The 14,244-nt window shown below is 40.8% G+C and carries 14 protein-coding genes; 7 read left to right on the forward strand and 7 right to left on the reverse strand.

All coding sequences use genetic code 11. The features are described 5' to 3' along the window. The first annotated feature begins 31 nt into the window (after positions 1-31). Positions 32-1,279, forward strand: coding sequence for an OmpP1/FadL family transporter (locus B9T25_RS01785; RefSeq protein ID WP_086186769.1), 1,248 nt, complete (start codon positions 32-34; stop codon positions 1,277-1,279). A 331-nt stretch (positions 1,280-1,610) separates the two neighbouring features. Then, positions 1,611-2,768, forward strand: a complete 1,158-nt coding sequence (locus tag B9T25_RS01790; RefSeq protein ID WP_086186770.1) for an OmpP1/FadL family transporter — start codon at positions 1,611-1,613, stop codon at positions 2,766-2,768. A gap of 75 nt (positions 2,769-2,843) precedes the next feature. On the opposite strand, the gene thrH is transcribed toward B9T25_RS01790, so the two are convergent. Next, positions 2,844-3,461, reverse strand: coding sequence for a bifunctional phosphoserine phosphatase/homoserine phosphotransferase ThrH (thrH, locus tag B9T25_RS01795; protein ID WP_086186771.1), 618 nt, complete (start codon positions 3,459-3,461; stop codon positions 2,844-2,846). A gap of 198 nt (positions 3,462-3,659) precedes the next feature. Here thrH and B9T25_RS01800 point away from each other — a divergent pair, with 198 nt between their 5' ends. Both B9T25_RS01800 and B9T25_RS01805 read left to right on the forward strand, forming a co-directional pair. Then, the gene (locus tag B9T25_RS01800) at positions 3,660-4,394 is read left to right on the forward strand and encodes a phosphoadenylyl-sulfate reductase (RefSeq protein ID WP_086186772.1); all 735 of its coding nucleotides are present in this window, start codon (positions 3,660-3,662) and stop codon (positions 4,392-4,394) included. Between the two features lie 178 nt (positions 4,395-4,572). Beyond that, complete coding sequence (locus B9T25_RS01805; RefSeq protein ID WP_086186773.1) at positions 4,573-5,952, forward strand: WS/DGAT/MGAT family O-acyltransferase; 1,380 nt, start codon at positions 4,573-4,575, stop codon at positions 5,950-5,952. A gap of 55 nt (positions 5,953-6,007) precedes the next feature. Here the strand turns inward: B9T25_RS01805 and B9T25_RS14510 are convergent, their stop codons facing one another. The 6 genes from B9T25_RS14510 to B9T25_RS01835 all read right to left on the reverse strand — a co-directional run bounded on the left by B9T25_RS14510 (position 6,008) and on the right by B9T25_RS01835 (position 10,759). Beyond that, complete coding sequence (locus B9T25_RS14510) at positions 6,008-6,178, reverse strand: PA1571 family protein (protein WP_086186774.1); 171 nt, start codon at positions 6,176-6,178, stop codon at positions 6,008-6,010. A gap of 133 nt (positions 6,179-6,311) precedes the next feature. Beyond that, positions 6,312-7,766 carry a ribonuclease G gene (gene rng / locus B9T25_RS01815; RefSeq protein WP_086186775.1) on the reverse strand — a complete coding sequence of 485 codons (1,455 nt, stop codon included), beginning with the start codon at positions 7,764-7,766 and terminating at the stop codon, positions 6,312-6,314. Between the two features lie 40 nt (positions 7,767-7,806). After that, positions 7,807-8,373, reverse strand: a complete 567-nt coding sequence (locus tag B9T25_RS01820; protein ID WP_086186776.1) for a Maf-like protein — start codon at positions 8,371-8,373, stop codon at positions 7,807-7,809. After that, positions 8,361-8,852: a rod shape-determining protein MreD gene (gene mreD / locus B9T25_RS01825; RefSeq protein WP_086186777.1), complete on the reverse strand. Its 492-nt coding sequence runs from the start codon at positions 8,850-8,852 to the stop codon at positions 8,361-8,363. The genes B9T25_RS01820 and mreD overlap by 13 nt, the downstream gene beginning before the upstream one ends. Then, the gene (gene mreC, locus B9T25_RS01830) at positions 8,839-9,696 is read right to left on the reverse strand and encodes a rod shape-determining protein MreC (RefSeq protein WP_086186778.1); all 858 of its coding nucleotides are present in this window, start codon (positions 9,694-9,696) and stop codon (positions 8,839-8,841) included. The genes mreD and mreC overlap by 14 nt, the downstream gene beginning before the upstream one ends. Positions 9,697-9,712: 16 nt before the next feature. Continuing rightward, complete coding sequence (locus B9T25_RS01835; RefSeq protein ID WP_086186779.1) at positions 9,713-10,759, reverse strand: rod shape-determining protein; 1,047 nt, start codon at positions 10,757-10,759, stop codon at positions 9,713-9,715. A 133-nt stretch (positions 10,760-10,892) separates the two neighbouring features. Between B9T25_RS01835 and gatC the strand changes: the two genes are divergently transcribed. The 3 genes from gatC to gatB are packed head-to-tail and all read left to right on the forward strand — an operon-like array spanning position 10,893 to position 14,227. After that, positions 10,893-11,207 carry an Asp-tRNA(Asn)/Glu-tRNA(Gln) amidotransferase subunit GatC gene (gene gatC, locus B9T25_RS01840; protein WP_086186780.1) on the forward strand — a complete coding sequence of 105 codons (315 nt, stop codon included), beginning with the start codon at positions 10,893-10,895 and terminating at the stop codon, positions 11,205-11,207. A gap of 53 nt (positions 11,208-11,260) precedes the next feature. Then, complete coding sequence (gatA, locus tag B9T25_RS01845) at positions 11,261-12,739, forward strand: Asp-tRNA(Asn)/Glu-tRNA(Gln) amidotransferase subunit GatA (RefSeq protein WP_086186781.1); 1,479 nt, start codon at positions 11,261-11,263, stop codon at positions 12,737-12,739. Continuing rightward, a complete protein-coding gene (gatB, locus tag B9T25_RS01850) occupies positions 12,740-14,227 on the forward strand; it encodes an Asp-tRNA(Asn)/Glu-tRNA(Gln) amidotransferase subunit GatB (RefSeq protein ID WP_086186782.1) in 1,488 nt (495 codons plus the stop codon). Positions 14,228-14,244 lie beyond the last annotated feature (17 nt).

Raw genomic sequence — 14,244 nt, forward strand, 5'->3', positions numbered from 1 at the left:
ATAAAATTTGTATCTCAAGGAAAGACACAGAATGAAATTAAAAACACTTAGTACAGCTATTATCCTTGCAACCGTACCAATGACAGGTGTATTCGCAGCTGCTTTGGACCGTTCAGGTCAATCAATTGCTGCATTTTTACAGCCTGGCAACTACTTTGAAGCAGGCATTTCTATATTAGACCCATCTGTTTCAGGTAAGGCAAAAGCAGCTTATGGTGGCGGCAATCTTTCTGATATGGCTGGTGATTATTACTTTCCAAGTGCTGCTTTAAAAATTCAAGCAACTGACCACTTTTCTGTTGGTTTGCTTTACGATCAACCATTTGGTGCAGATGCTACATACTCAGTACACGACCCATTGGTTGCTCTAGGAACTGGATTATTCCATGCTAATGGCGAAGCCACAGCAGTTGATGTAACGACCCAAAACTTGTCACTTATTCTAGGTTTCCAACCAACAGAAAATTGGAATATCTATGGTGGTGCTGCTTATCAGACCATTAAAGGCGATGTACAATTACGTGGTGCAGCATATGGGACAGCCACTACCTTTGGTGGTTACAATGCTAATATTGATGAAGATGGTGCAGTAGGCTGGTTAGCTGGTGTTGCATATCAAATTCCAGAAATCGCCCTAAAAGCATCTCTAACATACCGTTCAGAAGTCGAACATACTGTTAATGCTAAAGAAAGTGCTATTCCTGCCGGTGCTATTCCTGCCATTATCAATAATCCTGCTCTAGCAGGTAAAGCAGCAACAGGCTCAACAGATATCACAACACCTCAATCTATCAACTTAGATTTACAAACTGGCATCATGGCAAACACTGTAGCATTTGCTAATGTTCGCTGGGTAAACTGGAAAGATTTCGCACTTCGCCCTTATGCTTTTGGTGTTGCTAGCGCTATTGCAGGCCCATCTGTTGGTCAACCAAATGGCTTTGACTTGGTTGCTTACACAGATGACCAAATCTCTGCAACAGTAGGTGTAGGACGTAAACTGAATGACAAATGGGCTGGTACCTTCTCTGTAGGTTGGGACTCTGGTGCGGGTAACCCAGTATCCACTCTTGGCCCAACTGAAGGCTATTGGAACCTTGGTTTAGGTCTACAATATAGCCCAACAGCGCAAACCTTCATTGCTGGTGGTGTAAAATACTTCTGGCTAGGTGATGCAGAAGCACAACCGGCATCTATGTTCGGCACATCAAATGCGATTGCTGATTTCGAAGACAATGATGCGCTTGCATATGGTCTAAAAATTGGTTACAAATTCTAATTTAAGCTATTAACTCTTTCAAAAAGATCATAGTTCGCTATGGTCTTTTTTACATTATGCATATTGTTTTCTAAACTTAATCTTCTATATGTTCTAAATTTAATCAAAAGGAATCACTTATATTCCTTTCATTTTTAAAACTATTACTCTATTTTTTTACTTATAAATCATTCATATATAAAATTATTCTTAGTACTTTTACTCTATTCAAGTTCATTTTTTGAATTACACAGTTCATTTCCCAGTCAGAGCTGAGCATTTACTCTTTTTTTATTTATGTTATTTTCCCGTAACTTTTGAAAAATATTAAGTGGCACAGGGGAAAAAATTTATGAAGCTTACAGCAATTCATTCAGCAATTTTACTTAGTTTAATTCCGACTACAGCAACTTTTGCTGCTGGACTTGATCGTTCTGGTCAATCCATTTCAGCATTTTTACAACCAGGAAACTATGCCGAAGCAGGTCTTTCAGTTTTAGATCCAGAAGTTCAAGGTAAAGACAATGCTGGCAATAAAGTCAGCGATATGGCTGATGATTACTACTTCCCAACAGCTGCTATAAAAGTACAAGCTACAGACAAAATTTCTTTGGGTTTGCTTTACGATCAACCTTATGGCGCAGATTCTCAATACGCAACTGATGCAGGTGCATTTGGTACTGGTACGGAAGGTACAAGTGTTAAAGTTCGTACCAATAACATTACAGCATTATTTGGTTATCAACCGACTGAAAACTGGAACATTTATGCAGGCCCTGTATATCAAACGGTAAAAGCGGATGTATCTCTACGTGGTGGTGCTTATTCACTACTTTCTGGTTACGATATTAATCTAAAAGAAGAAGAAGCTTATGGCTGGTTAGCAGGTTTTGCCTACCAAATTCCTGCAATTGCGCTAAAAGCAGCTGTGACCTATCGTTCTGAAATTAAACATGATTTAGAAACAACAGAAACTTCAAACGTCTATATTCCAAATCTAATTGACTTACGTTCAGTTACAAGTCAAACAGAAGTCGTAACACCACAATCTGTCAACGTTGACCTCCAATCAGGCATAGCTAAAGATACTTTAGCATTTGTGAATATCCGCTGGGTGCACTGGGATCAATTTGCTGTAAGCCCACAAGCTTTAGCTACTGCTAGTAAACTGGCTAAAGGTAAAGCACAAAACCTCATCGACTATACGGATGACCAATGGTCTGTAAATGCAGGGATTGGTCATAAATTTAACAACAAATGGTCTGGTACAGCTGCTATTGGCTATGACTCTGGTGCTGGCAATCCAGTAACGACTTTAGGTCCAACTGAAGGCTATTGGAGTATTGGCTTAGGCGGTCAATATAGCCCTGCTGAAAATTATTTCATCCAAGCGGGTGTTAAATACTTCTGGTTAGGCGATGCTGAGGCTCAAACGGGTGGAACAGTTGCTGGTAGCTTTGAAGACAATACTGCACTTGGTTATGGCATGAAAATCGGCTACCGTTTCTAATTGCGTTATGCGTTAAATTAGAATTCAATAAGAAGGGCACCATTGGTGCCCTTCTCTATTTCAACTTAATTAAAATTAAGCAGGAATATCACGTATCGAAGCATGACGAATAGCTTCTTTTAATGCCTCATAACCCTGAATAGATGGAAATTGTGGAAATTCAGCAATCACATTTTCAGGCGCATCAAATAAGAAACCATGATCAGCTTCACCCAACATAGTTGTATCATTGTATGAATCACCTGCCGCAATCACGCGGAAATTCAAACCATGTAGAGCTTTAACCGCTTGACGTTTTTGATCTGGTTGGCGAAGTTTGTACGCTGCAATCATACCATTTTCATCAGTTTCTAATTTATGACAAAAAATAGTTGGCCAATCCAGCTGTTTCATCAATGGATGAGCAAACTCATAAAATGTATCTGAAAGAATAATCAATTGAAAATGAGTACTGACCCATTTCACAAATTCTTTTGCCCCAGGGAAAGGCCCCATATCTGCAATAACATCCTGAATATCATTTAAGCCTAATCCGTGCTCTTTTAAAATATTCAAGCGTTGCGTCATCAACACATCATAGTCTGGGATATCACGTGTAGTCGCTTCTAATGCTTTGATACCGGTTTTTTTTGCGAAGTTAATCCAAATTTCTGGAACTAACACACCCTCAAGATCAAGACATACGATTTCCATGGGTTCTCCTAATGCCAGTGAAAAAATTTGCGTTATCATAGCTTAAAAAATGATTTGTTAGGTGCTGTTTTTTAAATCTATTTAATTCATAAGTATTTATTTTTTATTGCTAAGCAGATTATTTCAATTCTATTAAAATCATGGTGAATTAAATTAATATAGGTTTTTAAGTATCCAAGCCTATAGCCAGGAACTATCATGACTATTATCCCCACCATTGACCTTGTCGATGCACTTGCATCTGAATATACCGATAAATCTCCAAGTGAAATTTTAGCACTTGCTTTAAGCCAAGAAGGTGAAATTGCAATTTCATTTTCAGGTGCTGAAGATGTAGTTTTGATTGATATGGCGTCTCATCTCGGTAAACCTTTTCGTGTCTTTAGTTTAGATACGGGGCGTTTACATGCCGAGACCTATCAATTTATCGAAAAAGTACGTAAACATTATAATATTGATATCGAAATTTGCTTTCCTGAAGCTGAAGCGATCGAAAACTTGGTCAAACAAAAAGGTTTATTTAGCTTTTTTGAAGATGGTCATCAAGAATGTTGTGGTATTCGTAAAGTACAACCACTGCGTAAAAAACTTGCCACATTAGATGGCTGGATTACAGGTCAACGTAAAGATCAAAGTCCAGGCACACGCAACGAGATTCCAGTCATTCAAGCCGATACTGGCTTTTCAGGCCCAAACAAACAACTGATCAAATATAATCCTTTGGCAAACTGGAGCAGTAGCGACGTATGGAACTATATTCGTATGATGGAAATCCCTTATAATACACTACATGAACGTGGTTTTATCTCGATTGGCTGTGAACCTTGTACCCGCCCAGTTCTTCCAAGTCAGCATGAACGTGAAGGTCGCTGGTGGTGGGAAGAAGCAACTCATAAAGAGTGCGGTTTACATTCTGGCAACTTAAAAAAATAAAATTTTCAAAAAAACCACTGTATATCAGTGGTTTTCTACTACTCAGCATTACACAGAAATAAATTTCTTTATATTTGAAAAGCGATATACTAAAAAGAAGTTTTTTTATAATTCTAACAAACCTGTTCATAGTTCAAACATGAACAGCCAATAAAATTGCAGTGAGGCATCCAACGCTATGCGTCCTTTACACCCAATTGATTTTATTTTCCTGTCGCTAGAAAAGCGGCAACAACCGATGCATGTTGGTGGACTCTTTCTATTTCAAATCCCTGATCATGCACCTGAAACCTTTATTCAAGATCTTGTTGCAGATATTCGTAACTCAAAATCAAGCCCCATCGCACCTTTTAATAATAAACTGAATGGACTCTTTTGGGATGAAGACCAAGAATTCGATTTAGACCATCATTTCCGTCATATTTCACTCCCACACCCTGGTCGAATCCGTGAATTACTGACTTATATTTCACAAGAACATAGTGCCCTGATTGATCGTGCCAAGCCACTTTGGACATGTAATATTATTGAAGGGATTGAGGGTAATCGCTTTGCCATGTACTTTAAAATTCACCATGCCATGGTGGATGGTATTGCAGGCATGCGTTTAGTTGAAAAATCTCTCTCACTGGATCCAAATGCGAAAAGTATTGTGCCACCTTGGTGTGTTGAAGGTCCACGTGCTAAACGCCTAAAAGAACCAACGTCGAGTAGATTCAAAAAAATTATAAGTGGACTCAAACAACAATTTGAAGCGACCCCTACAGTGTTCCGCGAGTTATCTCAAACGATTATGAAAGATATGGGGCGTAATCCAGATTACGTCTCCAGCTTTCAAGCGCCTAGCAGTATTTTAAATCAACGGGTCAGTTCTTCTCGTCGTTTTGCTGCACAGTCATTTGAGTTACAACGCTTAAGTAAAATTGCTAAAGCCCTAGATGTCACTATTAACGACGTAGTATTGGCGATTTGTTCTGGTGCTTTACGTGAATACCTGATTAGTCAACAGGCTTTACCGAAAAAACCACTCATTGCAATGGTTCCTGCATCTATCCGTGATGATGATTCTGAAGTATCAAATCGTATTACTATGATTTTAGCCAATTTAGGGACGCATAAAGAAACACCTTTAGAACGCCTGCAAATTATTCGTCGTAGTGTTTTAAATGCAAAACAGCGTTTTAAGCGCATGAACTCAAGTCAGATTATGAATTATAGTGCGTTGGTTTATGGTGCAGCTGGCTTTAATATCGTTTCAGGCATTATGCCTAAGCGCCAAGCATTCAATATTGTGATTTCTAATGTACCTGGACCACGTGAGCCATTGTATTGGAATGGTGCCAAACTAGATGCACTCTACCCTGCCTCTATTGTCTTAGATGGGCAAGCACTCAATATTACCATGACGAGTTATTTAGACAAATTGGAAGTGGGTTTAACAGGTTGTCGAAATGCATTACCTAAAATACAGAACTTACTGACTCATTTAGAAGATGAAATTCAGCGATTTGAACAGATCATAGATCAAGAAAGCCCAAAGTTACAAGCAATGAGTTAATCACAATTTCCAAAAAATAAATCTTAAATAAATTAAGGGGCTCAACATTAGCCCCTTAATTTTTAATAGTTCGGCATCGATTTAATAATTGGTGGCAGACTGAACGAACCATAGCAGTCGTAATTTGAACTTCTTTACCTTGTTCATCCACAATATAACCACTATGGGTAGGTTTATGATCTAAAACTTTTGAACCTTGTTTAATAATTACTTGGCTTATACTCATGTCATACCTCTTTTTTTGCTAAGCCAAAAGGAAAAATTTGGCTTTGGCTACTGTGTATGACTAGTATTAAAAATTACACTTAGAAAGTAAAATTTCAGATGTAACAAGTGTTTAACGATATTCTGTTACAATTTCAACTCAGAATGATATCGTATTGCTCTTGCGTATATAAATTTTCCACCTGAAACTTGACCACACGCCCTATAAAGTGCTCTAAATCGGCTACTGCTGGTGCTTCGGTTGTTAACAATCGGTCAATCACTAACGGATGAGCAATAACAGTAAAGCCACTTTTTGATTCAAAAGCACGTGCATATCTTAAAATTTCTCGAAAAATTTCGTAACACACTGTCTCTGCCGTTTTCACATAACCGCGACCCTGACATGTTGAACAAGATTCACATAATAAATGTTCTAAAGATTCACGGGTACGCTTACGTGTCATTTCAACCAGACCCAGTTCCGAAACTTGCGTGATCTTGGTTTTTGCATGATCACGTTCAAGCATACGCTCGAACTGGTTCATTACTTCTTCACGATGCTGTGCTTCTTGCATATCAATGAAATCAATAATGATAATGCCACCCAAGTTACGCAAGCGCAGTTGCCGTGCTATGACTTGGGTCGCTTCCATATTGGTTTTAAATACCGTATCTTCTAGTGTTCGCCCCCCCACATATGAACCGGTATTAACATCAATAGTGGTCATGGCTTCGGTCTGGTCAATCATCAAATATCCACCAGACTTAAGCGCTACACGGGTTTGTAGTGCCTTTTGGATATCTTCTTCTACATTATATAGATCGAAAATAGGGCGTTCGCCCGGATAGTGAATCAGCCTAGTTTGCATACTCGGTACAAATTCAGCGACAAATTCTTGTAATTTGGCATGAATCTCACGTGAATCAACTGAAATTTTAGCGGTATCTTCGTTGGCTAAGTCTCGAATTACCCGTTGTGGTAATGGTAACTCTTCAAAAATCAATGAAGGCACCACAATACTTGTTTGTTTACGCTGAATAAACTCCCAAAGTTTCGCCAAATATGCCATATCTTGGGCAATATCCAATTCGGGAATACCTTCGGCAGCGGTACGAACAATCACACTACCCGGAAGCTGATGTGCCGTTTGAATAGGCTCAATCATCGAACGTAAGCGATTACGCTCCTCTTCAGACTCAATGCGTTGTGAAACACCAATATGATGACCATAAGGCATGAGCACTAAATAACGCGAAGGAATAGATAGGTCTGTACTTAAACGAGCGCCTTTTGTTCCCAGCATGTCTTTCATCACTTGAACAGTGAGAATTTGACCCGGTTGCAGCAATTCAAATACATCGGGTGTCGGCTGATTGCGTGGCCAAATCATATCATTGATATGTAAAAAGGCAGTGCGAGATAAACCAATATCGACAAATGCAGCTTGCATCCCTGGTAACACACGGACTACTTTGCCTTTATAAATATTTCCAACTAGACCACGTTTAACCGTGCGTTCTACAAATAGTTCATTGACCGTACCATTTTGAATTAAAGCCACCCGACATTCCATAGGGGTGACGTTAATTAGCAACTCGTCAGACATAATAAGACTCAAAACATTATAAAAATTCTTTTTTCAGCGGTTAATTTAGTGCCTTAACTGCTTTTAATAACTGTACTGTTTCGTACAAGGGTAAACCAACAACATTACTATAACTTCCTTCGATACGAGGAATATAACGTGCTGCAATCCCCTGAATGGCATAAGCGCCAGCTTTACCTATAGGTTCACCTGTTGCCCAATAATCTTCCATATCATTGTGGCTTAATGCTTCAAACTCGACCTGAGTTCGTACCACTATACTTGATTTTTTGCGACTTGTACGTACGCAAATACCTGAAAATACATCATGTTTACGCCCTGAAATGGATTGCCACATTTCAAAAGCATGTTGCTTAGATTCAGGCTTAGCTAAAATTTGATCATCAACCCCAACACTAGTATCAGCAGCAAGAATAATGGCTTCTGGGAACTGATCTAAAACCGCTTGAGCTTTCGCACATGCCAGTCGCTCAACATATGCGGCAACCTTCTCACCAGCTAAAACAGACTCATCAATTTCTGGACTAAAAACATCAAACTCTAGTCCAAGTTGTTGCAGAAGCTCGCGACGACGTGGAGAACTTGAAGCAAGAATTAAATCCGCCATTTTTTCAGTACAAAATAAATCAATGGAAAAACCAAAATGCTGCTCAACAAAGGTTGCCAGTGCCTTGCAATTGAAAACTGCAACCCACCCATAATTTGCGCAATCCAAGTGATGAATAAGTGTGCCAACACTGCTAAAAAGCTAATCACCCACAGATTAGCAAAAGTCAAAATACGTCGTTCACGGGTTAAAAACCTTGCGACAAAGGTAATGACAACAAAACTTAAAGCATTCATGCCTAAAGGCGCATCAACCAAAAGATCGGTAAAAATCCCTGTCCCAAAAGCAAACCAAATACCACACCATGTCGGCTGGCACATGGCCCAAAATAGAACGACCAACAGCATAAATAATGGCCGCGCACCCGAAACAGCATAAGACAATGGATAAACGATGAGTACTGAACAAATAATGACTGAAAGAATAATAGCAATTAACGGATCACGATTTTTTTCAGAACGTAGTTTAGCGATTAGCATAAGGTTGCTCCATCGCTAAAGAATCGGAAAATAGTACAGCCACATGATGACCACCGGCCAACTGTGCTGCTGGAATCACATCAATTTTGGAAAATTCACCTGAATTATGTCGATTCACCTTAGATACCGTTCCGACCAAATAACCCGCAGGAAAATGTGCACCCAGTCCAGAACTATAGACTTTCTCACCCACTTTAATATTGGCACTGGTTGGAACATATTCCATCTTCAAATAACCTAAATCACCAGTACCCGAAACAATGGCGCGCATTCCAGTATGTTCTAAACGCACAGATAAAGAATGCTCTTTATCCGACAACAACATAACCCGACTACTATGTGGATAGACATTAATGATCTGCCCCATAATGCCTTTGTCATCAAGTACGGTTTGACCCACTTTCAGCTGACTACTTGCACCACGGTTAATCACAATAATATGCCTGAGTGGATCTGCATCTGTACCAATCACTTCTGCGATTTCCATACGCCCATCAATAATTAGTGGCGTATCGAGTAAACCTCTTAGACGAGTATTTTCAGCAGAAAGTTCAGATAATTTTTGCAAACGAACTTGCGCCTGTAAAAGTTCAGCATGCATCGCGGTATTTTCACGACGTAACTGCGCCTCAGACTTGGTTTGTTGATTGAGCCATTCTCGCGATAACACTGGATAACTTGCTAAGGCATATATTGGATTATACGCCGCATACAAGACATCACGTGCGGGTTGAATCACATGTGGCATGTGCCAATTAAAAAAGAGCACAACCCAACATGTGATGACCGCAATGATAAATGAGCGAAAAGATGGCGGTTGTCTAGAAAACAGATTTGTTTGCACCCGCCGCGTCCTTTTCTTAGCCTACAAATAGCATGTCATGATTTGGATTATCAAAGAACTCTAAGACTTTACCACCACCACGAGTCACACACGTTAATGGATCTTCAGCAACAACCACTGGTAAGCCTGTTTCTTGTGCAAGGAGTTTGTCTAGATTACGCAATAATGCACCGCCACCCGTCAATACAATGCCACGTTCTGCAATGTCCGAAGACAATTCAGGCGGGGTTTGTTCAAGTGCCGATTTAACCGCAGAGACAATATTTTGTAATGGATCAGCAATCGCTTGAGCAATTTCAACAGAAGTTACAGTAATTGCACGAGGCACACCTTCTGCCAAATTACGACCACGCACTTCAATTTCAAGTACTTTTGAGTCAGGATCGATCAAAGCCATACCGACTTCTTTCTTAATCACTTCAGCAGTCGTTTCACCAATGACGCAACCATGCGCTTTACGTACGTAGTTAATGATTTGTTCATCAAATACATCACCGCCTATACGAAGCGAGTCTGCATAAACACAGCCTTGTAATGAAATAATGGCAATTTCAGTGGTACCACCACCAACATCAACCACCATCGAACCGCATGCTTGCTCAACAGGCATACCCGCACCAATTGCCGCAGCCATAGGTTCTTCAATTAAACGCACATCACGCGCACCTGCATTAAATACAGCTTCACGGATGGCACGGCGTTCAACCAAGGTCGATTTGCACGGTACACACACGACAACACGAGGTGCTGGTGGGAATAGACGTTTTTCATGCACTTTACTGATAAATTGATGCAACATGGTTTCGGTCACTTCAAAATCGGCAATCACACCATCTTTCATCGGACGAATTGCAGAAATATTCGCAGGCGTACGACCCAGCATTTGCTTTGCATCAAGACCTACCGCGGCAACAATTTTTTGTGAACCACTATGACGAATTGCCACAACAGTCGGTTCATTTAATATAATGCCTCGTCCTGGTGCATAAATAAGTGTATTTGCTGTACCTAAATCAATGGCTAGATCGGGCGAAAACAAGCCAATTAGTCTTTTTAGAATCACGGAGACGTTCTCGATTAAACTTTATGTGGACGCAAGGTGGCAACTTTAACTAAATGTGATGATTTGAACAAGTCAATCGCTTATTATAACGCACGATATTTTGATTTTTTTTAATACTGACTCAGGTGATGTTATGTCTACATCGGATGCACAGCATTCTGCGGATTTAAATGCACAAACAGTTTCAGCAATCGCCAATCTTGCTCGATTGTCGCTAGATGCTACGCAATCTACTGAATATGCTCAAAGTCTAAATAAAATTTTGGGCATGATGGAAACCTTAAAGAGTATCGACACTGATGGTGTTGAGCCACTTAAAAGCCCATTTGATCACCCACAACCCTTACGTGAAGACGTGGTTTCTGAACAGAATCATCGTGAAGAATATCAAGCTGTTGCACCTGCAACACAGGATGGCTTGTACTTAGTTCCTCGCGTGATTGAATAATTTTTATTCAGTTAAGCCCATTTAATCAAATTTAATGTAAAGAATTTTTTCTCATGACTGATTTACATCGCTTATCGATTCGTGAAATCACTGAGGGTTTAAGCCAAGCTAAATTCTCATCTCGCGAACTGACTGAACATTATTTAAAACGCATTGAAAAAATCGATGCTCAAGTGCAAAGTTTTGTAACCGTGACACCAGAACAAGCATTGGCTCAAGCAGATGCTGCTGATACCCTGCGCAAATCTGGCATGGCAAATGTACTGACAGGCGTACCTATTGCCCACAAAGATATTTTTTGTACCCAAGGCATTAAGACCACTGCGGGTTCTAAAATGTTGGATAACTTTATCTCTCCTTACGACGCCACTGTTGTAGCGAAAGGCAAAGTTGCTGGTCTGGTGACTTTGGGTAAAGTGAACATGGACGAATTCGCCATGGGTTCTACCTCGGAGTCATCTTACTTTGGCGCAACTAAAAACCCATGGGCACTGGATCATGTTCCGGGTGGTTCGTCGGGTGGTTCTGCGGCAGTCGTTGCTGCTGATCTTGCACCGTTTGCTACTGGTACTGACACAGGTGGCTCAATTCGTCAACCTGCGTCATTCTGTGGCCTTACAGGGCTTAAACCAACCTATGGTCGTGTATCACGTTTCGGTATCATCGCCTATGCATCTTCTTTAGATCAAGCGGGTCCAATGGCTCGCTCGGCTGAAGACTGTGCTTACCTGATGAACGTGATGGCAGGTCATGACGCAAAAGATTCAACGTCTATGGAAAAAGACGTTGATGATTATGTTGCAAACCTAAATGGCACAGCGGTAAAAGGTTTACGTATTGGTATTCCTAAACAATACTTTAATGTTGCTGGCTTAGATGCTGACGTTAAAGCACGCGTTGAAGAATCATTAAAAAAATTGCAAGACATGGGCGCGACGTTGGTTGAGATTGATCTCAACATGACTGAAGCTTATGTACCCACTTATTATTTGATTGCCCCTGCTGAAGCTTCATCTAACTTACAGCGCTATGATGGCGTGCGTTATGGCTACCGCTGTGAAAATCCGGTTGATTTAACCGATTTGTACAAACGTTCACGTTCAGAGGGTTTTGGCCCTGAAGTACAACGTCGTATCTTGATTGGTACTTATGCGTTGTCTGCTGGTTATTACGATGCATACTATGTCAAAGCACAAAAAGTACGTCGTCTGATCCAACAAGACTTCTTAAAAGCTTTTGAATCTGTTGATGTGATTGCCGCCCCTTCTGCGCCAACCACAGCGTATAAAATTGGTGCGTCTTTAGACCCTGTTGAAATGTACTTAGGTGACATTTACACCATCGCTGTGAACTTGGCGGGTCTTCCTGCAATCAACGCACCTGTTGGTTTTGACAAAGATCAATTGCCCGTTGGCTTACAACTGATTGGTAACTATTGGTCTGAATCGCAATTGTTGTCTGTGGTGCATCAGTATCAACAAGCGACTGATTGGCATACGCAACGTGCGGCAATTGCTGAGGAGAATGCATAAATGACCAATATCTCAAAAACAGCTCAAAAGAAAGCTAAATCACTGTTGATTGATGGTTGGGAAGTGGTGATCGGGATTGAGATTCATACTCAACTCGCAACAAACTCTAAAATTTTCTCAGGTTCATCAACCACGTTTGGTCAAGACCCAAATACACAAGCCAGCCTTGTTGATTTGGCCATGCCGGGTGTGTTGCCAGTATTGAACAAGGAAGTGGTTGATCTTGCCATTCGCTTTGGTTTGGGGATTGATGCTTATATCGACAAAGCGTCTGTATTTGCACGTAAAAACTATTTCTATCCAGATTCGCCTAAAGGCTACCAAATTAGCCAAATGGACAATCCAATTGTCGGCTTAGGTCACATCGACATTCAACTTGAAGATGGCAGCATTAAGCGCATTGGCGTGACGCGTGCGCATTTAGAGGAAGATGCTGGTAAATCAATCCACGACCTATTTGAAGGTATGTCAGGCATTGACTTAAACCGTGCTGGTACGCCTTTACTTGAAATTGTGTCTGAACCCGACATGCGTTCGGTTGAAGAAGCGCTTGCCTATATCAAATCGATTCACACTTTGGTGCGTTGGTTGGGTATTTCTGACGGCAACATGGCGGAAGGTTCATTCCGTTGTGACTGTAATGTGTCGTTGCGTCGTCCGAGCAATGAATTTGGTACACGTTGTGAACTTAAAAACCTCAACTCATTCCGTTTCATTGAACAAGCGATCAATGTTGAAATTGAACGTCAAATGGAAATTTTGGAAGATGGCGGTAAAATCGACCAAGAAACACGTCTTTTTGATCCTGTGAAAATGGAAACCCGTTCAATGCGCTCGAAAGAGGAAGCGAACGATTACCGCTATTTCCCTGATCCTGACTTGTTGCCTGTAATCATTTCTGATGCTCAGATTGAAGCTGCACGTGCGACTTTACCTGAATTGCCTACGACACGTCGTGAGCGTTTCGTGGCTGACTTTGCAGTGACTGAATACGATGCTCATGTATTGACACTTTCACGCGAAATGGCAGACTTTTATGAAGCTGTTGTGACGGCTTCTGGCGGTGCGGCTCAAGGTAAAGTGGCTGCAAATTGGGTAATGGGCGAATTCTCAGGCGCTTTAAACAAAGCCAGCCTAGACCTTGCTGAATCCCCTGTTTCGGCTGAACAGTTGGGCGGCATGATTGCGCGTATTGTGGACAACACCATCAGCGGTAAAATTGCCAAACAAGTCTTTGGCTTTATGTGGGATGAAGGCAAATCTGCCGATGCCATTATTAGCGAAAAAGGCTTAAAGCAAGAAACCGACACAGGTGCAATTGAAGCGATTATTAAAGACGTGCTTGCAGCCAATGAAAAGATGGTTGAAGAATTCAAAGCGGGTAAAGAGAAGGCCTTTAATGGTCTTGTTGGTCAAGTGATGAAAGCGTCTAAGGGTAAAGCGAACCCTGCTCAAGTGAATGATTTGATGAAGAAGTTGATTCGTTAAGCTAATCGTTCTTTAAA

The sequence above is a fragment of the Acinetobacter sp. ANC 4470 genome (assembly GCF_002135335.1).
In the GTDB taxonomy this organism is placed as follows: Bacteria; Pseudomonadota; Gammaproteobacteria; order Pseudomonadales; family Moraxellaceae; genus Acinetobacter.